The organism is Actinomycetospora sp. (assembly GCF_036497245.1).
Lineage (GTDB): Bacteria > Actinomycetota > Actinomycetes > Mycobacteriales > Pseudonocardiaceae > Actinomycetospora.
In genome coordinates this window covers 40,058-63,052 of record NZ_DASXJS010000142.1, presented here as the reverse complement: position 1 = coordinate 63,052, position 22,995 = coordinate 40,058, and the positions used below count along the sequence as shown (strand labels likewise).

At 73.8% G+C, this 22,995-nt stretch carries 22 protein-coding genes; 8 read left to right on the top strand and 14 right to left on the bottom strand.

Features of this window, described 5'->3' with window-relative positions; all coding sequences use genetic code 11:
* Window positions 1-6: 6 nt before the first annotated feature.
* The 4 genes from hpt to dacB all read right to left on the bottom strand — a co-directional run bounded on the left by hpt (window position 7) and on the right by dacB (window position 4,304).
* Window positions 7-561, bottom strand: a complete 555-nt coding sequence (gene hpt / locus VGI02_RS15210; protein WP_331628240.1) for a hypoxanthine phosphoribosyltransferase — start codon at window positions 559-561, stop codon at window positions 7-9.
* Window positions 562-606: 45 nt separating this feature from the next.
* Window positions 607-1,590, bottom strand: coding sequence for a tRNA lysidine(34) synthetase TilS (gene tilS / locus VGI02_RS15205; RefSeq protein WP_331628239.1), 984 nt, complete (start codon window positions 1,588-1,590; stop codon window positions 607-609).
* A gap of 45 nt (window positions 1,591-1,635) precedes the next feature.
* Complete coding sequence (locus tag VGI02_RS15200) at window positions 1,636-2,703, bottom strand: Rv3626c family coenzyme F420 biosynthesis-associated protein (RefSeq protein ID WP_414638284.1); 1,068 nt, start codon at window positions 2,701-2,703, stop codon at window positions 1,636-1,638.
* 80 nt (window positions 2,704-2,783) lie between these two features.
* Window positions 2,784-4,304, bottom strand: coding sequence for a D-alanyl-D-alanine carboxypeptidase/D-alanyl-D-alanine endopeptidase (gene dacB, locus VGI02_RS15195; protein WP_331628237.1), 1,521 nt, complete (start codon window positions 4,302-4,304; stop codon window positions 2,784-2,786).
* A 218-nt stretch (window positions 4,305-4,522) separates the two neighbouring features.
* Here dacB and VGI02_RS15190 point away from each other — a divergent pair, with 218 nt between their 5' ends.
* A complete protein-coding gene (locus VGI02_RS15190) occupies window positions 4,523-5,017 on the top strand; it encodes an inorganic diphosphatase (protein ID WP_331628236.1) in 495 nt (164 codons plus the stop codon).
* 105 nt (window positions 5,018-5,122) lie between these two features.
* Here the strand turns inward: VGI02_RS15190 and VGI02_RS15185 are convergent, their stop codons facing one another.
* Complete coding sequence (locus VGI02_RS15185) at window positions 5,123-7,936, bottom strand: MFS transporter (protein WP_331628235.1); 2,814 nt, start codon at window positions 7,934-7,936, stop codon at window positions 5,123-5,125.
* Window positions 7,936-8,466: a MarR family winged helix-turn-helix transcriptional regulator gene (locus VGI02_RS15180; RefSeq protein WP_331628234.1), complete on the bottom strand. Its 531-nt coding sequence runs from the start codon at window positions 8,464-8,466 to the stop codon at window positions 7,936-7,938. The genes VGI02_RS15185 and VGI02_RS15180 overlap by 1 nt, the downstream gene beginning before the upstream one ends.
* Before the next feature lie 212 nt (window positions 8,467-8,678).
* Between VGI02_RS15180 and VGI02_RS15175 the strand changes: the two genes are divergently transcribed.
* Window positions 8,679-9,494: an enoyl-CoA hydratase/isomerase family protein gene (locus VGI02_RS15175; RefSeq protein WP_331628233.1), complete on the top strand. Its 816-nt coding sequence runs from the start codon at window positions 8,679-8,681 to the stop codon at window positions 9,492-9,494.
* A 37-nt stretch (window positions 9,495-9,531) separates the two neighbouring features.
* On the opposite strand, the gene VGI02_RS15170 is transcribed toward VGI02_RS15175, so the two are convergent.
* The 3 genes from VGI02_RS15170 to VGI02_RS15160 form a co-directional block, all read right to left on the bottom strand.
* The gene (locus tag VGI02_RS15170; RefSeq protein WP_331628232.1) at window positions 9,532-10,743 is read right to left on the bottom strand and encodes an acetyl-CoA C-acetyltransferase; all 1,212 of its coding nucleotides are present in this window, start codon (window positions 10,741-10,743) and stop codon (window positions 9,532-9,534) included.
* 34 nt (window positions 10,744-10,777) lie between these two features.
* Complete coding sequence (locus VGI02_RS15165) at window positions 10,778-11,230, bottom strand: MaoC family dehydratase (RefSeq protein ID WP_331628231.1); 453 nt, start codon at window positions 11,228-11,230, stop codon at window positions 10,778-10,780.
* A gap of 77 nt (window positions 11,231-11,307) precedes the next feature.
* Window positions 11,308-12,363 carry an LLM class F420-dependent oxidoreductase gene (locus tag VGI02_RS15160; protein ID WP_331628230.1) on the bottom strand — a complete coding sequence of 352 codons (1,056 nt, stop codon included), beginning with the start codon at window positions 12,361-12,363 and terminating at the stop codon, window positions 11,308-11,310.
* A 29-nt stretch (window positions 12,364-12,392) separates the two neighbouring features.
* On the opposite strand from VGI02_RS15160, the gene VGI02_RS15155 reads away from it, so the two are divergent.
* A complete protein-coding gene (locus VGI02_RS15155) occupies window positions 12,393-12,851 on the top strand; it encodes an acyl-CoA thioesterase (RefSeq protein WP_331628229.1) in 459 nt (152 codons plus the stop codon).
* Here the strand turns inward: VGI02_RS15155 and VGI02_RS15150 are convergent.
* The 3 genes from VGI02_RS15150 to VGI02_RS15140 form a co-directional block, all read right to left on the bottom strand.
* Window positions 12,830-13,453 (bottom strand): flavin reductase family protein, encoded by a 624-nt coding sequence (locus tag VGI02_RS15150; protein WP_331628228.1) that lies wholly within the window; start codon window positions 13,451-13,453, stop codon window positions 12,830-12,832. The two genes, VGI02_RS15155 and VGI02_RS15150, sit on opposite strands and share 22 nt — an antisense overlap.
* 53 nt (window positions 13,454-13,506) lie before the next feature.
* Complete coding sequence (locus VGI02_RS15145) at window positions 13,507-14,160, bottom strand: hypothetical protein (protein ID WP_331628227.1); 654 nt, start codon at window positions 14,158-14,160, stop codon at window positions 13,507-13,509.
* Between the two features lie 806 nt (window positions 14,161-14,966).
* On the bottom strand, window positions 14,967-15,872 hold the full coding sequence (locus VGI02_RS15140) for a DMT family transporter (protein ID WP_331628226.1): 906 nt from the start codon (window positions 15,870-15,872) through the stop codon (window positions 14,967-14,969).
* 146 nt (window positions 15,873-16,018) lie between these two features.
* On the opposite strand from VGI02_RS15140, the gene VGI02_RS15135 reads away from it, so the two are divergent.
* From VGI02_RS15135 to VGI02_RS15125, 3 genes are read left to right on the top strand one after another with little or no spacing between them, the layout of a single operon-like run.
* Window positions 16,019-16,390: a YidH family protein gene (locus VGI02_RS15135; RefSeq protein WP_331628225.1), complete on the top strand. Its 372-nt coding sequence runs from the start codon at window positions 16,019-16,021 to the stop codon at window positions 16,388-16,390.
* Complete coding sequence (locus VGI02_RS15130) at window positions 16,387-16,704, top strand: DUF202 domain-containing protein (protein WP_331628224.1); 318 nt, start codon at window positions 16,387-16,389, stop codon at window positions 16,702-16,704. The genes VGI02_RS15135 and VGI02_RS15130 overlap by 4 nt, the downstream gene beginning before the upstream one ends.
* A gap of 8 nt (window positions 16,705-16,712) precedes the next feature.
* On the top strand, window positions 16,713-18,122 hold the full coding sequence (locus VGI02_RS15125; RefSeq protein WP_331628223.1) for a chloride channel protein: 1,410 nt from the start codon (window positions 16,713-16,715) through the stop codon (window positions 18,120-18,122).
* A 6-nt stretch (window positions 18,123-18,128) separates the two neighbouring features.
* Here the strand turns inward: VGI02_RS15125 and VGI02_RS15120 are convergent, their stop codons facing one another.
* On the bottom strand, window positions 18,129-19,424 hold the full coding sequence (locus VGI02_RS15120; protein WP_331628222.1) for an acyl-CoA dehydrogenase family protein: 1,296 nt from the start codon (window positions 19,422-19,424) through the stop codon (window positions 18,129-18,131).
* A gap of 380 nt (window positions 19,425-19,804) precedes the next feature.
* Here VGI02_RS15120 and VGI02_RS15115 point away from each other — a divergent pair, with 380 nt between their 5' ends.
* Together VGI02_RS15115 and VGI02_RS15110 are read left to right on the top strand one after the other, a co-directional pair.
* The gene (locus VGI02_RS15115) at window positions 19,805-20,788 is read left to right on the top strand and encodes an MSCRAMM family protein (protein WP_331628221.1); all 984 of its coding nucleotides are present in this window, start codon (window positions 19,805-19,807) and stop codon (window positions 20,786-20,788) included.
* Complete coding sequence (locus VGI02_RS15110; RefSeq protein WP_331628220.1) at window positions 20,785-21,606, top strand: YceI family protein; 822 nt, start codon at window positions 20,785-20,787, stop codon at window positions 21,604-21,606. The genes VGI02_RS15115 and VGI02_RS15110 overlap by 4 nt, the downstream gene beginning before the upstream one ends.
* Window positions 21,607-21,838: 232 nt before the next feature.
* Here VGI02_RS15110 and VGI02_RS15105 read toward each other — a convergent pair whose 3' ends face one another.
* Entirely contained in the window at window positions 21,839-22,537 is a 699-nt protein-coding gene (locus VGI02_RS15105) for a type IV toxin-antitoxin system AbiEi family antitoxin (protein WP_331628219.1), read from the bottom strand.
* Window positions 22,538-22,995: the final 458 nt, after the last annotated feature.

Here is a 22,995-nt window from a genome sequence, read left to right as displayed (position 1 = left end):
TGACGCTCAGGCGTACACCGAGGGGTCGAGGGTGCCGATGTAGGGCAGGTCGCGGTATCGCTCGGCGTAGTCCAGGCCGAAACCGACCACGAATTCGTTCGGGATGTCGAAGCCGATGTAGCTGACGTCCACGTCGAGCTTCGCGGCCTCGGGCTTGCGCAGCAGGGTGACCACCTGCAGCGAGGCGGGCCCCCGCGACTCGAGGTTCTTGCGCAGCCAGGACAGGGTCAGCCCGGAGTCGATGATGTCCTCGACGATGAGCACGTGCCGGTTGGAGATGTCCCGGTCGAGGTCCTTGAGGATGCGGACGACCCCGGACGACGACGTGGCGGATCCGTAGGAGCTGATCGCCATGAACTCGAGCTGGGTGGGGAGCGGGAGGCGGCGGGCGAGGTCGGTCATGAACATCACCGCGCCCTTGAGAACGCCCACGAGGAGCAGGTCCGGTTCGTGCGGCCCGGGGTCCCCGTAGTCGGCGGCGATCCGGTCGGCGAGCTCGGCGACCTTGTCCTGGATCTCGTCGGAGGTGATGAGCACGGACGCGATGTCGCCGTCGTACACCTTGAGCGGACTCCTTCGTCGAGCTCGTCGATCTTCCCCAGCGGACTATGCACCAGAGCCGCGCGGGGCCCGACGCACGGTCAGCCTGCCACGCACGCGGGTGACCTCCAAGCCGCCCGGTAGTGACGGTGGCCCCTGTCCGCGCCAGCGCGCGACCAGGGCATCGACGCTGCGCAGCTGTGCATCGTCGTACCCGCGCGCCCCGGCCGCGGCGAGCCAGGCCCGCAGGACGCGCCGTCGCACCGCTGCCGGGAGGTCCGCGAGCGCCGCGGCGTCGAGTCCGGCGTCGTCGTCGGCTGCGGACGCGAGCACCTCGTGCGCCGTCGCGTCGAGCGCGGCGTCGTCGTCGGCGAGCTGGTCGGCCGTGCGCGCCAGCGCCTCCGCGACTCCCCCGGCGAGGACGTCCTCGAGCAGCGGCAGCACCTCGTGGCGCAGCCGGACGCGGGTGTAGCGCGGGTCGACGTTGTGCGGGTCGTCCCAGGGCGTCAGGCCCGCCTCGTCGCACGCGGCCCGGGTGGTCACCCGGCGGACCCCGAGCAGCGGACGGCACCACGGCGGGTCCCACGCCCGCATCCCGGCGAGCGAGCGCGCGCCCGACCCGCGACCGAGTCCGAGCAGCACCGTCTCGGCCTGGTCGTCGAGGGTGTGCCCGAGCAGCACCGGCGCACCCCCGCGGGTCTCCGACTCCTCGCGCAGCGCGGCGTACCGCGCCCGACGCGCCGCCGCCTCGGGCCCGTCGCCGTCGGCGGTCACCGTCACCGTCGCCACCCGCGCCTCGATCCCGAGCCCGGCGAGCACGGCGCAGGCCTCCCGCGCCCGGGCGCCCGATCCGGACTGCAGCCCGTGGTCGACGACGAGGCCGTGCACGGCCCTCCCGCGCGCGGCGCCGACGTGGGCGGCCGCGGCGGCCAGGGCGAGCGAGTCCGCCCCGCCGGAGCATGCGACGACGACGTCGGGGGCAGGCGCCGCATCCAGCGCCGCGCGGACCGCACGACGCACCTCGGCGGTCGCGGGCGGGCTGTGGGCCATCAGACGGGGATCACCGGTCCGGGCGGGGACGGGCGCGGGGGCCGGTCAGCCGTGGACGCGCTTGACCCAGGCCGCCGGGTCGGTGATCTCCGCGCGGCGCGGCAGGGTGTCGGGCGAGGTCCACACGGCGTTGAACCCCGCCATCCCGACCTTCCCGACGACGTCGTCGACGAAGACCCGGCCCTGCTCGTACTGCTGGATCTTCGCCTGGACGCCGAGCAGCACGCGCAGCAGCCGGTCGACGGGACCGCCGCCGCGGCGGCGTTCGGTGAACCGCCTGCGGATGACCTCGACCGAGGGCACCACCGCCGGGCCCACCTCGTCCATGACGTGCTCGGCGTGCCCCTCGAGCAGGGTGGTCAGCGCGAGCAGTCGGTCCAGGATCGCGCTCTGCTCGGGGCCCTGGAGCAGTTCGAGCAGCGAGACGTCGGCTCTGTTCCCCGTCGCTCCGCTCGCCCCGGTGCGCGAGCGGAGCGCCCTGGCGATGTCCGGCAGCCGTTCGAGCGCCGCGGTCACCCCGCTCTCCATGCCGGAGGCGAACGTCGTGACCTCGTCGCGGAAGTGGTCGCGCAGCCACGGCACCGCGGTGAACTGCAGCCGGTGGGTGGCCTCGTGCACGCAGACCCAGAGCGCGAAGTCGTCGGCGTCGACGTCGAGGGCCTCGTGGGCGGCCATGATGTTCGGGGCGACGAGCAGCAGCCGGCCGGCGTGCTCCGGCCCGGCGAACGGGTCGTACTGGCCGAGCACCTTGGTGGACAGGAACGAGAGCAGCCCGCCCATCTGGGCGGCGGCCACCGTGGAGGTGACCTCGGTCGCGGCGCGCGCGACCATGCTCGGGGGGCCGGTGCGCACGGTCGGCAACCGGACCTCGGAGGTCAGCTCGGCGATGCCCTCGGTCGCGGACGCGATCCACCCGGGCCGGTCGACCACGGCGGCCTCGGGGATCGGCAGACCCACGCCGAGCCCGGTGAGCTCGCGCACGTGTCCCTCGCCGACCCGGGCACCGTCGGCGAGCCGCGCCACCTCGGCGGCGGCCGCGGCGGCCGAGACCGCGGGGCCCGGCGGGACCAGGCGCGCACCCGTCGCGGCAGCGAGGTCCCAGCGCACGGGCAGGCCGGTGGTGGCGGCCTCGGGGGCCGCGGCGTCGGGGGCGGTGTCCTGGACGGTCACTCCCCCACCGTACGGCCGCCGCGTCAGCGGCAGCCGCACCCGCGCAGGGCGGCGGCGAGCGCGTCCAGGCGGGGCCGGGCCCCGACGGGGTCGGGACCGTTGGACATGAACGCGAACACGAGCAGGCGGCCGTCGACGTCGGGGACCACCCCGGCGAGTGCGTTGGTGCCCGTGAGGGTGCCGGTCTTGGCGCGGACCCAGCCGCGGGCGTCTCCGTTCGGGGTGCCCGCGGTGTAGCGGTCGACGAGGGTGCCGGTGCCCGCGGCCACGGGCAGCCCGTCGAGGATCGGGCGCAGGGCAGGGGTGCGCGGGTCGGTGCCGAGCGGGGCCGCGGCCGGGGTCAGCACCGACGCGAGCACCGAGGCCGGGATCCGGTCGTTCGTGGACAGTCCCGAGTTGTCGGAGAGCTTGACCGCGGACACGTCGATCCCGTGCGCGGTGAGGACCTTCGTCACCGACGCGGTGGCGCCCTCGAACGACGCGGGCGCACCGGCGTTGCGGGCCACCTCACGGCCGATCGCCTCGGCCAGGATGTTGTCGGAGTTGGTCAGCGCGGTGTGGACCAGTTCGGTCAGCGGGGGCGAGGCGACGCTGCCCAGAGCCGCGGCGCTCGGCGTCGCCCGCCCCTGCTTGACCGCCACCGTCGCCGCCCCGAGGCGCTGGCCGAGCGCGCGCGCGACGTCCTCGGTCGGGGTGGGCGTGCGGGCCCCGTCGAGCGCGGTCGGGTCGAGCCGGCCGCCGTCGAGCATGGCCGGGACCATCGGGGTGAGGTTGCCGCCCGCGATGTCGGCGGGGTCCCAGCCGGGCGCGAGCGGGGCGCCGCTGTAGCGGGAGTCGTCCACGTACACCGTCGTGAGCGGCTTTGCCCCCCGCGCGGCCCGCACCTGGGCGACGAGGTCGTCGAGGTGGGCGGCGCCGGGGTAGACGGACTCGCGGCCGGCGGGCAGCGAGGACAGCGTCGGGTCGCCGCCGCCGACGAGCACCACCGAGTCCGGGGTGGGGCCGGCCACCACCGTCGTCGTGAACCGGGTCTGCGGATCCAGGGACAACAGCGCCGCCCCCGTCGTGAGCAGCTTGGTCGACGAGGCCGGGACCTGGGGCTCGGCGGGGTTGCGCTGCCAGAGCGGGGTCTGCGGACGGGCGGGGTCGAGGACGACCCCGGTGAGGTCTCCGAGCCCGGCGACGCGGCTGTCGAGCACCTTGCCGACGCCTGCGGCGGTCGGCGCCGGCCCGTCGGTGCCGAGCGCGGCGAGCTGGGGGACGAAGGTCACGGGCGCGGGCGGGTCGACCGAGGCCGACACCGGGAGGCCGAGCCTGCGGGCCAGGCCGGGCGCGGTCAGGACCGCCGCGGTCCCGGCGCCCACGAGCAGCAGGAGCACCACGAGGCCGATGAGCAGGCGCTGCGCGATCCGGCGCGAGCGGGGGACCTCGGCGCGGTGACCTGCCCGACGCCTGCCCGGCTCACCGGGGTCGTCGCCGCCCGGCGTCCCGGCCTCACCCGCGGGGGCGGACCCCGCGCGGTGACCGACACCACTCGACGTCACGGTCACCCTCTCCCGTTGCCCCGGACCTGCCCTCTTCCTGCGACCAGACCCACTCCCGTCCGTCGTGGCGTGCCGGCCGCGATGCGACACACTAGACGCGACCGACGACGGGTTCCCGGGTCCGGTCGGGTGACGACGCCCGGGCGCGACGGTGACGGCCCGCGTCGGGACACAGCAACCGCGGCGGGTGCCGCGACGCCGAGCAGTGAGGACGCGCCGTGGAGTTCGACGTTCTGATCGAGATCCCCAAGGGTCAGCGGAACAAGTACGAGATGGATCACGAGTCCAACCGTCTGCGCCTGGACCGCACCCTCTTCACCGCCACTCAGTACCCGGCGGACTACGGCTACATCGAGAACACCCTCGGGCTCGACGGCGACCCGCTGGATGCCCTCGTGCTCATCCAGGAGCCGACCTTCCCGGGCTGCCTCGTCCTCGCCCGCACCATCGGCATGTTCCGCATGACCGACGAGAAGGGCGGCGACGACAAGGTGCTCTGCGTGCCCGCGGGCGACCCGCGCCAGGAGCACCTGCGCGACATCCACCACATGTCGGAGTACGACCGGCTGGAGATCCAGCACTTCTTCGAGGTCTACAAGGACCTCGAGCCCGGCAAGAGCGTCGAGGGCGCCTCCTGGGTCGGACGCTCCGACGCCGAGCAGGAGATTCGCAACTCCCTCAAGCGGGCCGAGGAGCAGGGCGTCCACCACTGAGTCCTCCCGCGCCGGCACGAGCAACTCCCCCAGCACGGATACCTCGTGCTGGGGGAGTTGTCGTCGGTGCGGGTGTCCCGCGCGGTGGAGTCGGCGCCTGGGCGGCTAGCGCACCGCAGGCAGCGGCGTGGTCTCGGACTCGAGAGCCGTCACGGCGTCCGGGACCGGGGCCGACGACGCAGGCCGCGGCGGGTCGACCACCAGCTCGACGGGCTCGTGCCCGCCCCGGGCGACGCTCACCTGGGCGGTCACCGGGGCGTAGCCGCTCGCGGTGAGCAGGTAGCGCCCCTCGGCGAGGTCGGAGACCGCGAAGTGGCCGGAGGTGTCCGTCACGGTCGACGCGACGACCCGCCCGTCCGCGCCCATGAGTACGACGAGCGACTCGGCCACCGCCCGGCCCGAGGCCGAGAGCACCTGCCCCCGCACCCCGAAGCGCGCGACCGGCACCCGCACGTCGTGGCGCGTGGTGCGCCGTCCCGCGGGCGTCGGCTCGGCGACGACCAGACGCTCCGCCACCGGCTCACGCCCGGGGGCCAGCACCGCGACGGTGTAGGTCCCCGGCTCGAGCTCCGGGCACTCCCAGGTGCCGTCCGCGCCGGTGCGCCGCACCGCGCGCACCCCGCCGCCGGGGTCGGTGACGGTCACCGTCGCGCCGACCACCGGGATGTCGGCGGCATCGCGCACCGCGCCGCCCACCGGGGTCGCCCGGCGCAGCGCGAACCGCCGCCGCGCGGGCACCCCGTCCAGGGCGACGAGCTCGGCGTGGGGCCGGAAGACGCCGGGCGTTGCGAGGACGACGTAGCTGCCCGGCATCGGGGCGTGCAACCGGAACGACCCGTCGGCCGCCGAGAACGTGCGGTCGACGACGGTGCCGTCGAGCGCGTGCAGCGCCATCGGGACCCCGACGAGGGCGGCGTCCACCGGCCGGCCGAACCGGTCGGGGTCGGCCGTCGTGTCGCCGGCCTGCGGGTCGGCGGCGTCGGCGAGCGTGCCGAGGACGACCGAGTCACCGTGGTGCTCGGGCGCCTCGTGCCTGCCGTGATCGACCGGGCGCGGGCCCGGCGTCGGGCGCCTGCCGTCGAGCCGGACCAGGCGGTCGGCCCCGGCGGCACCCGCTGCGCCGACCGGAGGTGCCGAGACCGGGAGGTCCATCGCACCGCGACCGGGGCCGGTGATCTCCGCGGCGGCGTCGACCGAGCCGGGGCCCGCACCGGCACCGGCACCGGACTCCTCGGCCTGACGGGCCTGGATGCCCGACGTCGTGCGCAGCGGGACCTCCTTGAGGAACCAGATCAGCACGAAGCCCACGAAGATCACGCAGGCGGCGACGAGGAACACCAGGTCCATCGACTGCGCGAACCCGGCGAAGAACGGCTCCGCCAGGCGCGGGTCCATCCGCTGCAGGATCGACGAGTCCTGGACGACCTGCGCGGCACCGCCGGCCGGGTTCACCGCGGCGGCGTTCACCGGGTTCGACGCGACCGCCGGGTCGGCGAGTGCGGCCTGGAACGACGGCGTCGCGGCGGCGGACCGGAAGGCCGAGGTGATGTTGCTCCCGACGGTCGCGAAGAGGATCGACAGGAACACCGAGACGCCGAGCGTGCCGCCCATCTGGCGGAAGAAGGTCGCCGACGCCGTCGCGACGCCCATGTCCTTGGCCGGCACGGCGTTCTGCACCGCGAGCACCAGGGTCTGCATGCAGTTACCCAGCCCGAGGCCGAAGACGACCATGAGGATCGCGATCTGCCAGTAGGGCGTGTCGCTGTGGAGCACGAAGTGGAACAGCGTCATGCCGATGGTCATCAGCCCGAGACCGATCACCGGGAAGACCTTGTACCGGCCGGTCCGGCTGGTCAGCTGACCCGAGACGATCGAGGCGACCATCATGCCGCCGACCAGCGGGAGCATCTCCAGGCCGGCCCGCGTCGGGCTGGCCCCGCCGACGATCTGCAGGTACTGCGGGACGATCGCGATCCCGCCGAACATCCCGATGCCGGTGATCACGGCGATGATCGTGGTCAGCGAGAAGACCCCGTTGCCGAACAGTCGCAGCGGCAGCAGGGCGTCGTCGCCGTAGGCGCGCTCGGCGAGGATGAACGAGACGAGACCGACCAGGCCGATGGCGTAGCAGAGGATGGAGCTCACGGAGCCCCAGCCCCAGGTCTGGCCCTGTTCCGCGACGATCAGCAACGGCACCAGGGTCACCGCGAGGGCGGAGGCGCCGGGCCAGTCGATCCGGTGCTCTCGCCGGCTGTGGGGCAGGTTGAGGACCCGCCAGACGACCGTGAAGGCGACGATGCCGATCGGCACGTTGACCAGGAAGACCCAGCGCCAGCCGGTGATGCCGATGATCGAGTCGGTGCCGGCGAAGAAGCCGCCGACGACCGGGCCGATGACGCTCGACGTGCCGAAGACGGCGAGGAAGTAGCCCTGGTACCGGGCGCGCTCCCGCGGCGGGACGATGTCGCCGATGATCGTGAGCGCGAGGCTCATCAGACCGCCTGCGCCGAGCCCCTGGAGGGCACGGAATGCGGCGAGCTCGTACATCGAGGTCGAGATCGTGCAGAGCACCGACCCGATGACGAAGACGCTGATCGCGAACAGGAAGAACGGCTTGCGCCCGTAGAGGTCGGAGAGCTTGCCGTAGAGCGGCGTCGAGATGGTGGCCGTGATCAGGTAGGCGGTGGTCGCCCACGCCTGCAGGTTCAGGCCGTTGAGGTCGTCCGCGATGGTGCGGATCGACGTGGAGACGATGTTCTGGTCGAGCGCCGCCAGGAACATGCCGAGCATCAGCCCGGACAGGATCGTCAGGATCTGGCGGTGGGTGAAGCCACCCGCCGCGGGCGCCGGGGTCGACGCGGATCTCGCGCCTGCCCCGCTACCGACCGCCGTGGTGCTCGACGCGGTCGTGCTGGTCATCAGTCCTCCTCCGCGCCCTGGGGGGCGGGGACGTCGTCGTGGGGGTGGTGGTCCTCGAGTGCGGTGGTGAAGCGGTCCATCAGCTCGACGAGCCGCTCGCGGTCGGTCTCGTCCCAGTCGCCCGTGATGTCGGAGATCCAGCGGTTGCGCAGGTCGCGGTTCGCCTCGAACACCCGGTGGCCCTCGGTGGTGGCGGCCAGCAGGCACGCGCGGCCGTCGGCGGGGTCGGAGCGTCGTTCGACGTACCCGATCCGGACGAGGGCGGCCACCTGCCTGCTGACCGTCGAGGGGTCGGAGTGCACGGCCTCGGCGAGCGCGTTCGACCGGTGCGGCCCGTCGATGACGAGCCGGGCGAGCAGGACGTAGGCGGCGCGCTCGACGCCGTCGTCCTTCGCCTTGGTCATCCGCTTGCGCTCGATCAGGCGGATGAGCCTGATGAGCTGGAGGCCGAGCCGGTCCGAGGTCACCCAGCGCTCGTCCGCCCCGTCGGGGGCGGGGCGCACCTGCCGGGCGCCGACTACTGCATTCATTGCGTGCTCCGTACAATCGCTTGGTCGGTACAACTATGCACCCGACCCGCGCGCTGGTGCCAGTCGGGATACCCGGTCGGGGAGTGTGATCCGCCCATCAGTTCGGGGGGCGCCAGAAAAGTCCCCTATCGGCGTGCTCCCCGTGCATGAACGTCCGGAAAGCGGCTCTCACGCAGCGCGCCCCCGTCGTCGCGTCGCTAGCGTGCGCGCCCATGAGCGACGAGGCCCCGGACCCCGACGTGCGCGAGCGCTTCGCCGATCGCGTCCGCTACGAGCGCACCGGACACGTCGCCACGATCACCTACGACCGGCCCGACAAGCTCAACGCCATCGACGGCGCGATGCGCGACGGCCTCAACGAGGCGTTCGCCCGGCTCACCGCCGACGACGAGGCGTGGGTCGGCATCGTCACGGGCGAGGGGCGGGCCTTCAGCGCGGGTGCGGACTTCACCTCCGAGCGCAACCCGGCGGGCGAGTTCCCCGGCTCGTTCTGGGAGCGCCCGACGGTGAACTCGTTCGAGTCCGGGTGGGAGATCCACAAGCCGGTGATCGCCGCGGTCAACGGGCTCTGCCTGGGCTACGGCCTGACCCTGGTGACGTGGTGCGACGTCGTGATCGCCTCCGACCGCGCCACGTTCGGCTACCCGGAGGTCAAGCTCGGGGTCCCGACGATCGTCGGCGCGCTCCGGCTGCCGCAGCGGATCGGCTGGCAACCGGCGATGGAACTGCTGCTCACCGGGGAGACGGTGTCCGCGGCGCGGGCGAAGGAGATGGGACTGGCGCTGCAGGTGGTCGAGCACGACGACCTCATGGCCGCCGCCGGACGCTTCGCCGACCGCCTGCTCGCCGGTGCGCCGCTGGCCCAGCGCGCCGTGAAGGAGGTCGCGCGACGCGGCCCGGAGATGTCCCAGACCGACGCGATCCGCTTCGGGGAGACGATGCGACGCGTCGCGGGCGCCACCGAGGACGCGAAGGAGGGCGCCGCGGCAGCCCGGGAGAAGCGCCCGCCGAGGTGGCAGGCCCGCTGAGCCGGACGTCTCGGCGGAGGGGTTCCCGCCGGACCCGTCAGGCGACCCGCTCGAACACCGCCGCGAGACCCTGGCCGCCGCCGATGCACATCGTCTCGAGCCCGTAGCGCGATCCGCGGCGGTCCATCTCCCGCAGCATCGTCGAGAGGATCCGGACTCCCGTCGCCCCGACCGGGTGTCCCAGCGAGATCCCCGAGCCGTTCGGGTTGACCCGCTCGTCGGAGATCAGGTCGACCCCCCACTCCCGGGCGACCCCGAGCGCCTGCGCCGCGAACGCCTCGTTCAGCTCGATCACGTCCATGTCGGCCAGCGACAGGCCCGCCTGCCCCAGCGCCTTCTCGGTCGCCGGCACCGGCCCGAGCCCCATCACCTCGGGCCCCACCCCGCCCAGGCCCCAGGACACCAGCCGCGCCAACGGCCGCAGCCCCAGCTCGGCGGCCTTCTCCGGGGTGGTCACCAGACACACCGCCGCGCCGTCGTTCTGCCCCGAGGCGTTACCCGCGGTCACCGTCGCGTCCGGGTCCTGGCGGCCCATGATCGGGCGCAGCTTCGCCAGCGACTCGAGCGAGGCGTCGGGGCGGATGTGCTCGTCGGACTCGACGACGGTGTCGCCCTTGCGGCCGTGGATGGTCACCGGCACCAGTTCGTCGGCGTAGCGGCCCTCCTTGACCGCCGCGGTGGCCTTCTCGTGCGAGCGGACCGCGAGCCGGTCCTGCTCCTCACGAGGAATCGAGTACCGCTTGCGGACGTTCTCCGCGGTCTCGATCATCCCGCCCTTCACCGGGTGGTTCACCCCGCCGGCGAGCACCCGGCCCTGGGCCAGCGAGTCCTTCATCTCGAACCCGCCCGCCTTGGTGCCCCAACGGACCGCGTCGGTGAAGTACGACGCCCCCGACATCGACTCCGCCCCGCCGGCCAGCACCAGCGACGCCCCGCCGGTGGCCACACTCATCGCCGCGTAGAGCACCGCCTGCAACCCCGACCCGCAGCGCCGGTCGATCTGCAGCCCCGGCACCGTCACCTCCAGGCCCGCGTCCAGCGCCGCGACCCGCCCGATCGCCGGGGCGTCCATCGTCGGGTAGCAGTGCCCGAACACCACGTCGTCGATCTGGTCCGCCCTCACCCCGGTGCGCCGCACCAACTCACGGATCACCGTCGCGCCCAGCTCCTGCACCGCGACGTCCCGCAACGAGCCCCCGAACCCCCCGACGGGAGTACGGATCGGCTCACAGACGACGGCGTCAACCACGACAGGTCCTTCCGGCGAGACAAGATTTTCGAACTCAGCTTAGATAGCGCAGCATGACCTCGGCGACGCAGGCGGGCTTCGGCTGGTCCTCGATCTCCACCGTGCCCCCGATGGTCGCCTGGACGCCACCGGGCACGTCGGTGACGTCGAGCAACTTCGAGTGCCCGCGCACGCGGCTCCCGACCGGCACCGGCGCGGGGAACCGGACCTTGTTCAGCCCGTAGTTCACCGTCATCGAGACGCCCTCGACCGTGAACGTGTCCCAGCCGAAGGCCGGGAGGAGCGCGACGGTGAGGAAGCCGTGCGCGACGGTGCCACCGAACGGTCCTCCGGCGGCCTGCTCGGGGTCGACGTGGATCCACTGGTGGTCGTCGGTGGCGTCCGCGAACAGGTCGATCCGCTTCTGGTCGACGGTGATCCACGCGCTGGTGCCGAGGTCCTCCCCGATCGCCGCCCGCAGCTCCTCCACGCCCTGGAATGTCCGCACCGTCGCGTCTCCTCGTCGATCTCGTCGATCTCGTCGATCCGTCGTCCCGACCGGCCCGTGCGTCGGCCGGGTCCTGCTCACAGGCCGGAGGCGATCTCCTTCGCGGCACCGGTCAGCGCCACCCGCTCGGCCGGGGTGCCGGCGAGCGGGGTGAGGTTGAGGGTGGTGACGCCGGCCTCCGCGAACGCGGCCATCCGCTCGGCGACGTAGGAGCGCGGGCCGATCAGCGAGATGGCGCGCAGCAGCTCCTCCGGGACAGCCGCGGCGGCCTCCTCCTTCTTCCCGTCGAGGTAGAGGTCCTGGATCGTCTCGGCCTCGTCGACGTAGCCGTAGCGGCGGGCGACGTCGTTGTAGAAGTTCTTGCCCTTGGCGCCCATGCCGCCGACGTAGAGCGCGACGAAGCCGCGCATCCCGTCGAGCATCTGCTTCGCGACGTCCTCGTCCTCGGTGATGCAGAACGAGGACTGCAGGAAGACCTCGAGCGGCTTCAGCCCGGCCTCGCGCTTGGCGGTGCCCTCCGCGAGGGACTCGCCCCAGACGTCCTGCGCCTTCTCCGGGACGAAGAAGATCGGCTGCCAGCCGTCGGCCTTCTCGGCGACGAGCGCCACGTTCTTCGGGCCGAGCGCGGCGACCAGGATCGGGATCGACTCGCGCACCGGGTGGTTGATCAGCTTCAGCGGCTTGCCCAGCCCGGTGCCCTGATCGGCGGGCAGCGGGATCGTGTAGTGCTTGCCCTCGTACTGGACCCGCTCGCGGCGCCACACCTGGCGGCAGATGTCGATGATCTCGCGGGTCCGGCCGATCGGGGCGTCGTAGCGCACCCCGTGGAAGCCCTCGATGACCTGCGGGCCGGACGCCCCGAGACCGAGGGTGAACCGGCCGCCGGAGACGTAGTCGAGTCCGGCCGCGGTCATGGCCGTCAACGACGGGGTGCGGGTGTAGATCTGCAGGATGCCGGAGGCGATCTCGACCCGCTCCGTGCGGGCGGCGATGAAGCCGAGCTGGCTCACCGCGTCGTAGCTGTAGGCCTCGGGCACGAACACGATGTCGAGCCCGGCCTTCTCGTGTTCGGCGAGCTCGGCCACCGTCTCGTCGAACCCGCCGCTGTAGTTCAGACCCATCCCGATGCGCACGCCCGGGAGCCTGCCACGATCCTGCGTCCGTGAGCACCACGAGTGGGGAGCACCGCGTCACGGTGGTCGTGCGCGGCTACGAGACCGACGCGAACGGCCACCTCAACCACGCCGTCTACCACCAGTTCGGCGAGCACGGCCGCACCGAGGCGTTGCGCGCCGCCGGGGTCGAGATCGCCCCGCTGGCGGCCGCGGGGCTGGGGCCGGTGATCCTCGAGACCACGGTCCGGTTCCTGGCCGAACTGCGGGTCGGCGACGCGGCGGACGTGGTGACGACGGTCCGGTTCGGCGCCGGGAAGTCGTTCCGGATGGACAGCGAGATCCGCCGGGGCGACACCGTGTGCGCGACGCTCTCCGGGGTCATGGGGATGCTCGACCACGGCACCCGCCGTCTCGTGGCGGAGCCCCGCGGCCGGCTGCGCGCGGTGTCCGCCGACCCCGACGGCTTCGACCGGCTCTGCGGCGCTCAGTCCCCGGAGGGCTCGTAGCCGCTCGGCCAGTCCTCGACGCGGATCCGCGGCTTGTCCAGGATCCGCCCGATCGTCGACCACTCGTCCCGGCCGAGGCGGGCCAGCGGCTTGAGCAGCCCGACCTCGGGGTGCCCGTCCACGAGTACGTCGTCGGCCACGGCGGCGTGGACGACGCGCCCGAGCACCACCGTCGAGTTCCCGAGGCCAAGCGTCGAGTGCAGCGTGCACTCGAGCGCGACCGGGGACTGCGCCACGCGCGGCGGGCCGACCCGCGTCGAGGCCTCCTTGGCCAGCCCCACCTCCGAGAACTCGCCGCGCTCGCGGGGGAAGTTCGTCGCGGTCGCGTTGACCTCCTCGAACAGCCACTCCGGCGTCAGCGAGATGGTGAACTCGCCGGTCGCCTCGGCGTTGGTCAGCGAGTCCTTGCGTCCCACCGAGGTGAACTGGACGACCGGCGGGTCCACGCACGAGACGGTGAAGAACGAGTGCGGCGCGAGGTTGTCGATCCCCTCCGCCGAGGTCGTCGCCACCCAGGCGATCGGCCGCGGGACGATGACCGCGTTGAGCAGCTTGTAGAAGGCGCGGGCGCCGATCTCGGTCGGGTCGAAGTCGGTGCGCACGGCAGCGAGGCCTCCTCGGGCGACGGGGCGGAACCCGTCCGGTGCCGGACGGGTCAGGGTGTGGGCGCGTCCAGCGTGGTCCCCGGTGCCCGTTCCCGCGACCGCGTGGTGGTCGTGGCCGTCGCGCTGGTGGTCGAGCGCGTGCTGGTGGGCGCCCCGGACGTCGTCTCGCGGTCCGAGGTGGTCTCCTCGCCGCTGGTCGGGGCGGCGGTGGTGGTCGTGGCAGCGCGGGTGCCGAACACCTCGCCGACGCTGGTGCCCTCGCCGCCGGACAGCGGCGACCCCTTCATGCGCTCGATCCCCGTGACCGCGACCATCGCGATGAGGAAGATCAGGATGCCGGTCGCCGCGAGGACCGCGATCCGCTTGCCGTTCCCCGAGCGGGTCGGTGGCGACACGTCGTCGAGGGTGATGACGCGGGTCGGCGACTCGTCCGCCTCGGGGGGCAGGACCGTGGTGTCGAGGGCGGCCGGAGCGACGCGGGTGCCCTCGGCCGCCTGGTCCTGGGACATCACCGCGGTGGCGCCCGCCGCGGGCCGGGCGCGGGAGCGCCGCGCATCCACGCGGTTCCGCACCTGGGAGCGGGTGCGCTCGATGGAGCGCTGGTAGATCGCCTCGCCGACGGTGGTCACGACGGAGGCGACCGCGGCGCCGGCGACGGTCCCGCCCGCGCCGCCGATGAAGCCGCCCGCGGCGGCGGTGGTCACGGCGGCGAGCGCCTGGCCGGTGACCCGGACGCCGGAGAGGCCGCTGTCCGCGGCCGGTGGGGTCGTGGCCGGTCCGCCCGGACCCGGGGGCTCCGAGATCGGCGGGACGGCCGTCGTCGGGGCTTCGGACGGGCCGGGCGGTGGTCGGTGTCCCGCGGGGCCCCCGGGGCCGTGACGGCCACCGGGCGCGCCCGTCGGACCGCCCCCGGCCGGCGGGCCCGTCGGCCGGGGTGCTCCGTGACGGGGTCCCGGGTCGCCCGGTGGCGCGCCCCCGGGCGGTGGCGCGGGGGGACGAGGCGGAGGCGTCGCCGGACGGCCCGGGGGAGGGCCTCCCGACGACGGGCGCGGGGCGGACGGATCCGGCCCGGGGCCGCCGTCACTCCCCCGAGCGTCGATGACGTCCGCCGGAGCCGCGCAACATGACGGGGCGGGAGCCCCGTTCGGAGTTCACGGCGTCCTCGCCCCGGAAGGAGCGGCGCTCGAGAGCCCGGTCGACACGGCCGAAGGAACGCCTGACTTCGTCGTAAATCGGCGTCTGGGTCATGCCGGGAGACCCTACGACGGACACACGCCGCCACCCGCCCGGCCCTGACCACCCCTGTGAGGGGTTTCTCCCGGCCATGACCAGCAGAAACGGTGATCGGTGACGTGGCCCGGACCACGTCGCGGCGCCGGAGTGGAACAGGAGGAACCTTCAGTCCACGCCATCGGACGAACGACGTGACCCAACCGACACTCTGCGTCACAGAAGGACGCTGTGCCCGGCATCCGGCGCGACCCCGTCGTTCAGGTGGTGGAACGGCCTCCTACCCGGGCCGGTGCGCCGGGGTGGGCCCGGCCCGGATGAGGGCGACCAGGCCCACGACGGTGACCGCCGCGCACAGCACCGCGAAGCCGGCCCCGGCCACGCCGCCCTCGAATCGCTCGTCGAGCACGAGGATCCCGATGAGGCCCGCGACGACCGGGTCGACGGTCGTCTGCGTCGCGAGCCCGGCGTCGAGCCCGCCGTCGCGGTAGGCGGTCTGGAGCAGCAGCACCCCGATCACCGGCAGCACCAGCACCGCGATCGCCGCGACGACGACCCCGGCGTCCAGCGGGCCGCGGTGCAGCCCGTGCAGCACCGGGCGCACCAGCCCCGACGTCACTCCCGCGCACAGGCCTGCCCCGGCCGCGCGCGACACCGCCCGGGACCGCCACCCGAGGCGGTTGCCGATCAGGACGACCGCGGCGAGCGCGAGGCCCGCCACGACCGCCGTCGCCACGAGACCGCCGGCACCGGCCTCCCCGGTCCCCCCGTGGTGCGGCGCGAGCGTCAGCAGCCCGGCCAGACCCGCGACGAGCAGGGCGGCGGAGGCCCACTCGGCGCCGCGGATCGTGCGGCGTTCCAGGCGGGCGTCGAGGGGCAGCGCCAGGACGAGCGCGAGCACCCCGACCGGTTGCACGAGGGTGACGGACCCGAGGCCGAGCGCGACCACGTGCACCGCGGCGCCGCAGCCCATCGACGCCAGCCCGGACCACCACAGCGGCATCCGGACGAGCGCACCGAAGAACTCCCGGCCGTCGCGGGGGTGGGTGCCCTCGTCCGCGGCGCGGGCCGTCGCCAGGCGCTGCAGTGCGGCGGCGAGGGCGTAGAGGAACGCCGAGCAGAGCGCCAGCAGGATCGCGACGACGGGATGGGCCTCGAGCGGCGGCCCCGGGACGGGGGGTCTCATGCGCCCGACCGCCCCACCGTGCTGCCTCCTCGACCCGTCGTCACCGTCGTCCCGAGACGGTACGGCGGAGCGGCCCAGAGGTGCGCTCACCCCTGCCGCCCGGGATGCTGTGCGCCTCACGGCACGGTGGAGCGGAGGGAGTCCGGATGAGCGGGCCCAGTGGGGCACCGGGTCCCGACGACGAGCACGAGCCCGACTACCGCTTCACCCTCGCCAACGAGCGCACCTTCCTCGCCTGGCTCCGGACCTCGCTCTCACTGCTCGCCGCCGGGGTCGCCGTGGTCCAGCTGGTGCCGTCGTTCACGATCCCCGGGGCCCGGGCGGTGACCGGTGGCCTGCTCGCGGCGCTGGCCGTGATCGCGGCGGCGTCCGGGGTGCTGCGCTGGCGCTCGGTGGAGCACGCCATCCGCCGCGACCGCCCGCTGCCCACCCAGCGCATCCCGTGGTTGATGGCCGCGGGCCTCGTGCTGCTCGCGCTGTTCGGGTTCGTGCTGATCGTGCTGCGCGGCGTCACGTGACCAGCCCCTCCGACGCCGGACTGCAGGCCGAGCGGACGGGCCTCGCCTGGAGCCGGACGTCCCTGGGGTTCGTCGGCAACGCCGCGCTGCTCGCGGTACGGGAGCTCTCGCACGCGGAGGTGACGCTCGCTCTCGTCCCGGCGTGCCTCGCGCTCGTCATCGCGATCGCCACGGCGGTCTACGGCCGCCACCGCACCCGGGTCCTGCGCCACGGTCCGCTCCCGGATCCGTTGGCGGCCCGGCGCGCGGTCGGTCTGCTCGGCTGGTCGGTGGTGGTCCTCGCCGTGCTCTCCGGCCTCGCCCTGATCGCGTAGGGAAGGTCGTGCTGCAGCCGAACGTCCCCGACGCGCCCCGCGGCCAGCTCACCCTCGCGCCCCGGTTCTGGGTGGTCGTCCTGCTGACCGGCGTCGGGGCCGGGCTCGCCGGCGGGGCGCTGACGCTGCTCCTCTACGTCGTCCAGCACGCGGCCTTCGGCTACACCGAGGAGACGTTCCTCGTCGGCGTCGAGCGGGCGCCGTGGTGGCGGCGGCTGCTCGTGCTCTTCCTGGCCGGGGTGATCGCGGGCCTGGGCTGGTGGGTGCTGCGCGGGCCGGTCAGCCGGTGGCTGGGTCGTTCGTCGGGGGTGTCGGAGGCGGTGTGGTCGCCGACCGGCCGGATGGGGTTCCTGCGGACCGCCCTCGACGGCGTCCTGCAGATCGTCATCGTCGGGATGGGGGCCTCGCTCGGGCGCGAGGGCGCACCCCGCGAGGTGGCCGCGGCGATCGGGTCGCGGCTCTCCGAGCTCGCCGGGCTGACGACCGCGCAGCGGCGGCTGATCATCGCGTGCGGCGCGGGCGCGGGGCTCGCCGCCGTCTACGACGTGCCGTTCGGCGGGGCGCTGTTCACCCTGGAGGTGCTGCTCGGCTCGCTGTCCCTGCCGCTCGTGATCCCCGCGGCGGTGATGTCGGTGCTGGCCGTGCTGAGCGCCTGGGTGCTGATCGGCGACCGCCCGGTGTACGACTTCCCGGCGTTGCCCGTGACCGCGTCGGTGATCGTGTTCGCGGTGGCGGTGGCTCCGGTGGCCGCCGTGGCCGCCGTCGGGTTCGTGCATCTGGTGGCCTGGTCCCGGCGTTCCCGGCCGACGGGGTGGCGGCTGCCGCTCGCCACGACGGCGGTGTTCACCGCGATCGGCGCCCTCGCGATCCCGTTCCCCGCGCTGCTCGGCAACGGGAAGGGCCCGGTCCAGCTCGTGCTGGACGGGGCGAGCGGAGCGACGGGGGGTGTGTTCGGGGCGAGCGGAGCGACGGGGGCGCTGTGGCTGCTCGTCACGCTCGCGGTGCTCAAGCCGCTGGCGACGGCGGCGTCGCTGCGCAGCGGGGCCTCCGGTGGGCTGTTCACCCCGACCCTGGCCACCGGCGCGCTGCTGGGCGCCGCGCTCGGGATCCCGTGGGCGGCGCTGTGGCCGGGGAGCCCGGCCGGGGCGTACGCCCTGGTGGGGGCCGCGGCGTTCCTCGCGGCGTCGCTGCAGGCACCGCTCGCCACGGTGGTGCTGCTGCTGGAGCTCACACACGCCGGTCAGGGGCTGCTGGTCCCGGTCACCCTGGCCGCGGTCCTCGGCACGCTGGTCGCCCGGCTGCTCGAATCCCGCTCCACCACCACCGCGGGTCTCGGCGAGGGCGTGCTCGGCGCCCCCGACCCGCTCGCCCCGGACCCGGAGCGTCAGGGGCCGGAGCCGAGGGAGTCCCGCTCGTAGAAGCGACTACCGGACGAACGCGCTGTGCCCGGTCACGGCCTTCCCGACGATCAGGGTGTTCATCTCGCGGGTGCCCTCGTAGGAGTAGAGCGCCTCGGCGTCGGCGAAGTACCGGGCGATGCCGTTGCCGACGATGATGCCGTTGCCGCCGACGACCTGGCGCCCGAGCGCGACCGTCTCGCGCATGCGGTCGGCGCAGAACTGCTTCGCCAGCGCCGAGTGCGCGTCCGACCCGCCGCCGTCGTCGATCAGCTGCGCGTTGCGCGCGGCCATGCCGATCGAGGCCGTGGTGTTGCCGAGCATCTGGACGAGGGCGTCCTGGATCATCTGGAAGCCGGCGATCGGGCGCCCGAACTGCTCCCGCTCCCGGGCGTAGGTCAGGGCGAGCTCGTAGGAGGCCATCTGCACCCCGGTGCAGGCCCACGACGCGTTGCCCCGGGTGCGTCGCAGCACCGCCCCGGCGTCGGCGAAGGTCCCCTTCCCACCGGCGAGCCGCCGGTCGTCGGACACCCGCACCCCGGCGAGGGTGATGTCGGCGTTCTGGGTGATCCGCAACGAGGTCTTGCCCTCGATCTTCGCGGTGGTGACGCCCGGTGTCTCCCGGTCCACGACGAAGCCGCGGACGGCCTTGCCGTCGGCCCCGTCGGACACGTCGCGCGCCCAGATCACGATGACGTCGGCGAAGGTCCCGTTGCCGATCCAGCGCTTGTGGCCGTCGAGGACCCACTGGTCGCCGTCGCGCCGGGCGGTGGTCTCCATGCCGCCCGCGACGTCGGACCCGCCGTGCGGCTCGGTGAGCCCGAACGCGCCGATGGTCTCCATGCGCGCCATCGGCGGCAGCCAGCGCTCCCGTTGCTCGGGTGTCCCGCACGCGTCGATCGATCCCATCGCCAGGCCCGAGTGCACGCCCAGGAAGCTGTTGACCGACGCGTCGACCCGCGCGACCTCGGCGTGGACGAATCCCATGAAGACCCGCCGGGCGGGCTCGCCGGACCAGCGGGAGAGCCCGTAGGGCAGGCCCGCCAGGTCGAGGCGGGCGAACCCGTCGACCAGCTCCGTCGGGAAGGCGTCCGCCGCCCAGGCCTCGTCGACCACCGGGGCGACGTCGCTCGCGAGATAGGCGCGCACGCCGCGCAGCAGCTCGCGCTCGGCGTCGGTGAGCAGGTCCGCGTAGGCGTAGAAGTCCGCGACGTGCGGGGTGTCCGGGTCGAGCTCCAGGTGCGGTCGCGGGAGGTCGTCGAACGGCGAGCCCGCCGGCGCGTCGGCGCGGTCGGGGGCGAGGGACTCGGTCGGCGCGGCCATGTCGCCAGCGTCCCCCGGGGGCCCGGGGGACGCCACGTTGACCATGGTGGTCCGAGCCACCCGCCGGGCGGGCCCGACAAAATGCTTGTACTATTCAAGTGAAATGAGGGTGGTTCGGCAGGGTCCGGGTGGCCGCCACCCCGCGTGGGCGAGCACAGTGGGTCCGAGCGGGAAGCGACCGACCGGAGCCGGGGTTGTCCCGGACGGGGCATCGTCGGTGGAGTCGGATCATCAGCGGGCCGCTCGGACGTCGGAGCCGGTGAACGGGCGGCGCGGCTCGCGGGTGCACCACGACGGGATACCGGCACGGTGACATCCGGTCAGGCCGGTGACCTCGCCACGGGGACGCCGGCCCAGAGGCACAGCGGAGGAGTGCGACGGTGGACGGACAGCAGCCGATCATGATCTTCGGTCGGGTGACGCGAGGGGACGGTGCACCGCTCCCCGGGGCCGCACTGACCCTCTGCGATCTCGCCGGCGACCAGCTCGATCGTGCAGTGGCCGACGACGGGGGCCACTACCAGCTGGCGCCGTCGACGGGCGGCACCTACCTGGTGATCTGCTCGTCGTCGACCCACCAGCCCAAGGCGTCGCTCGTCGCCGTGTCGGACCGGCCGCTGCGCCACGACGTCGGGCTCTCCGGCGGCGGCGCCAGCCTCGAGGGCACCGTCGGCACCGGTCACGAGAGCGGCGTCGCCGGGACGGCGGGCGTGGTCCTCACCCTCACCGACGTCCGCGGCACCGTCGTGGCCGTGGCCCGCTCGAACGCCGACGGCTCGTACCGCTTCGCCGATCTCGACGAGGGCTCGTACACGCTCACCGCCGCGGCGCCGGACACCACGCCGATCGCCGAGACCGTGCAGATCCCGTCCGAGGGCCGGGTCACCCGCGACATCGCGCTGGCCACGCAGCTGCGGCTCAGCGGCGTCGTGCGCTCCGCGTCCGGCGGCCGCCCGGTCGGGGAGGCGCTGGCCACCCTCGTCGGGTCCGACGGCAACGTCGTCGGCGCCGCGGTGACCGGCGACGACGGCACCTTCACCTTCCCCGAGGTCGCCCCCGGCACCTACACGATCACGGCGAGCGGCTACGCCCCCGTCGCCAGCGAGATCGAGGTCGGCGCCGGGCAGCCCTCCGAGGTGACCCTGACGCTGACCCCGCCCGCGCTCGGCCCCGTCGACGACGGCCCGGCGTACGAGGACGACCACACCTTCTCCCGCGGCTTCGGCGCCGAGGACTTCGGCAGCGACGCGGTGCCTGCGGGCGCGTACACCAACGGCCACAACGGCCGCCACGCCACCGGACCGTCGGCCGAGAACCCCGGCGCGACCGACCTCGGCTTCGACGCCGACGGCGGGCGCCGATGACGGCCACGCAGCGGGACGTCCAGCGGATCAGCGGTACGGCCGTCACCAGTGACGGCTGGCCGGTGCCGTTCGCCGTCGTGACGGTCATCGACGCCGCGGGCCGGCAGATCGGCGGCACCACGGTCGCCGACGACGGCGGGTTCGTCCTCGACGAGCTCCCCGCCGGGCCGTGCACCGTCATCACCTCCGCCGTCGGCCACACCCCGGCCGCGCGGCCCGTCGGGGGTCCGGAGTTCGGCGCGCTCGGCCGGGTCGTGCTGACCCGCACCGGTGCACTCGAGCTGCCCGCACCCGGACGTTGGGACATCGACCCGGTGCACTCACGCATCTCGGCGTCGGCGTTCCACCTCGGGATCACCAAGGTCCACGGCCGGCTGCGCCGGTTCACCGGGCACATCGACATGGGGCCCGACCTCGCGTCCACGCGGGTCTCCTCGGCGATCGAGGCCCGCAGCGTGGACACCGACGACGAGCGCCGCGACGAGCACCTGCGTGCTCCCGACTTCCTCGACGTGGCCCGGTTCGACGACATCCGGTTCGACTCGACGGAGATCGTCGCCCACACCCCCGACCACTGGACGATGTACGGCGACCTGCTGCTCAAGGGCGTCGGGAACCGCGTGGCGCTCGACGTCGTCTACCACGGCGCGGGCCCCGACCTGTGGGGCGGCGAGCGGGCCGGCTTCTCCGCCACCACCCAGCTCTCGCGCGACGACTTCGACATCTCGTGGAACCAGTCCGTGATCGCCGGCATCTTCGCGATCGGCCGGACGCTGCGGATCGAGATCGACATCGAGGCGGTCCGGGTCGCCGGCTGAGGAGCCGGGCCGGTCGTGCGTGCCGCGCGGCCGGCCTCCCGGTGGGGCGACACCCCCCGGTCTCGGGGCGCACCTGTCCCGGCGTGGCCGCACCGCACGGCCCGCCTTGTCGCGGTCTTCTGCGCCTCCCGACTCACCTTGTCGTTCTGATTCACAACGACAAGACGATCGCGGCACCACAGAAGGCCACGACAAGACGACCGCGGCGACCCGTGCTCCGATGCCCGAGTTCTCATGATCGCGGGGAGACCTCGCCGATCGCCCCGCGCACCGTCCGGACGTACGCCCGGCCTCGACCGAACACGTCGAACCAGGAGAACCTGATGATCGTGAGATCGCGGAGGACGATCTGGTTCTCGCGATCTCGATCCTCGAAGACTGCCGTCTCCATCCCGTGCTCCGACCGCCCGTCGAACTCGAGCCCGACCCGTTTCTCCCGGTAGGCCAGGTCGACGAGCGCCTCCCGGCCGTCGGCCCGGGTGATCGGGAACTGGACTTCCGGCTCGGCGAGCCCGTCATCGACGAGTGCCAGGCGGCCGGCGGTCTCGAGCGGCGATCCGGAGAGCGGCCGAGCGACGGCGATCCGATGGCGGGCGCGAGCGACACCGGGAACACCCCGACACCGACCGAGCGCGGCCTCGAGCTGCTCGGTGCTAACCAGCTCCCGGGCGAGAGCTCGCTCGACGGCCCACACCGCGCGGAACTGCTCCTCACAGCGGCACAGGTCGACGAGGGTGCGGGCCACCGTCGTGAGCTCCAGGCCGCAGATGTCGACGACGTCCTCCGGCGCGAGGGTCGTCGTGTGGAAGCGCAGCTCGGAGCGGTGCGGACGGCGCTCGACGCGCGGGATGGTGACCTCGTCCGCACCGCCGGCCGGCACCTCGAGCCCGTGGACCCGCGCCGCCGTGCGGTGACTCGCGACGGCACCCACGAACCGTCGCGCATGCCGCCCAGCCTCGATCCCAGCCCTCCGGCGGGGCCCCTTCCTTGTAGATCCCACGATGGATCGGAGTGATCAGCTTCCGCCGGAGCGCCTTGTCCACGAGCGTGGGGTCCTGGACGGCGACGAGGTGGCTCCGTCGGAGGAGGCCGGCGTCGTCGGGAGCGGGCTGGAACCAGGACATGACGCCGACGGTGAGGGCGTGGACCCGGAACACGTGAATGGTGCGCCCGCCGATGTGGACAACCGCGGGACTCGATGCCGGTGTGGACACCTCACTCCTCCGAACGCCCCGCGCGATCCGTCGCCGAGCACCGCGCGCGCCGGTCGACGCCGAGACCCACCGGGGAGTCCTCGCTTTGTCGCGGCGTTCTGCGGTACGGGGCCGGTCTTGTCGCGATGAATCAGAACGACAAGGCAGGGCGGCTGGGGTGGAAGACCGCGACAAG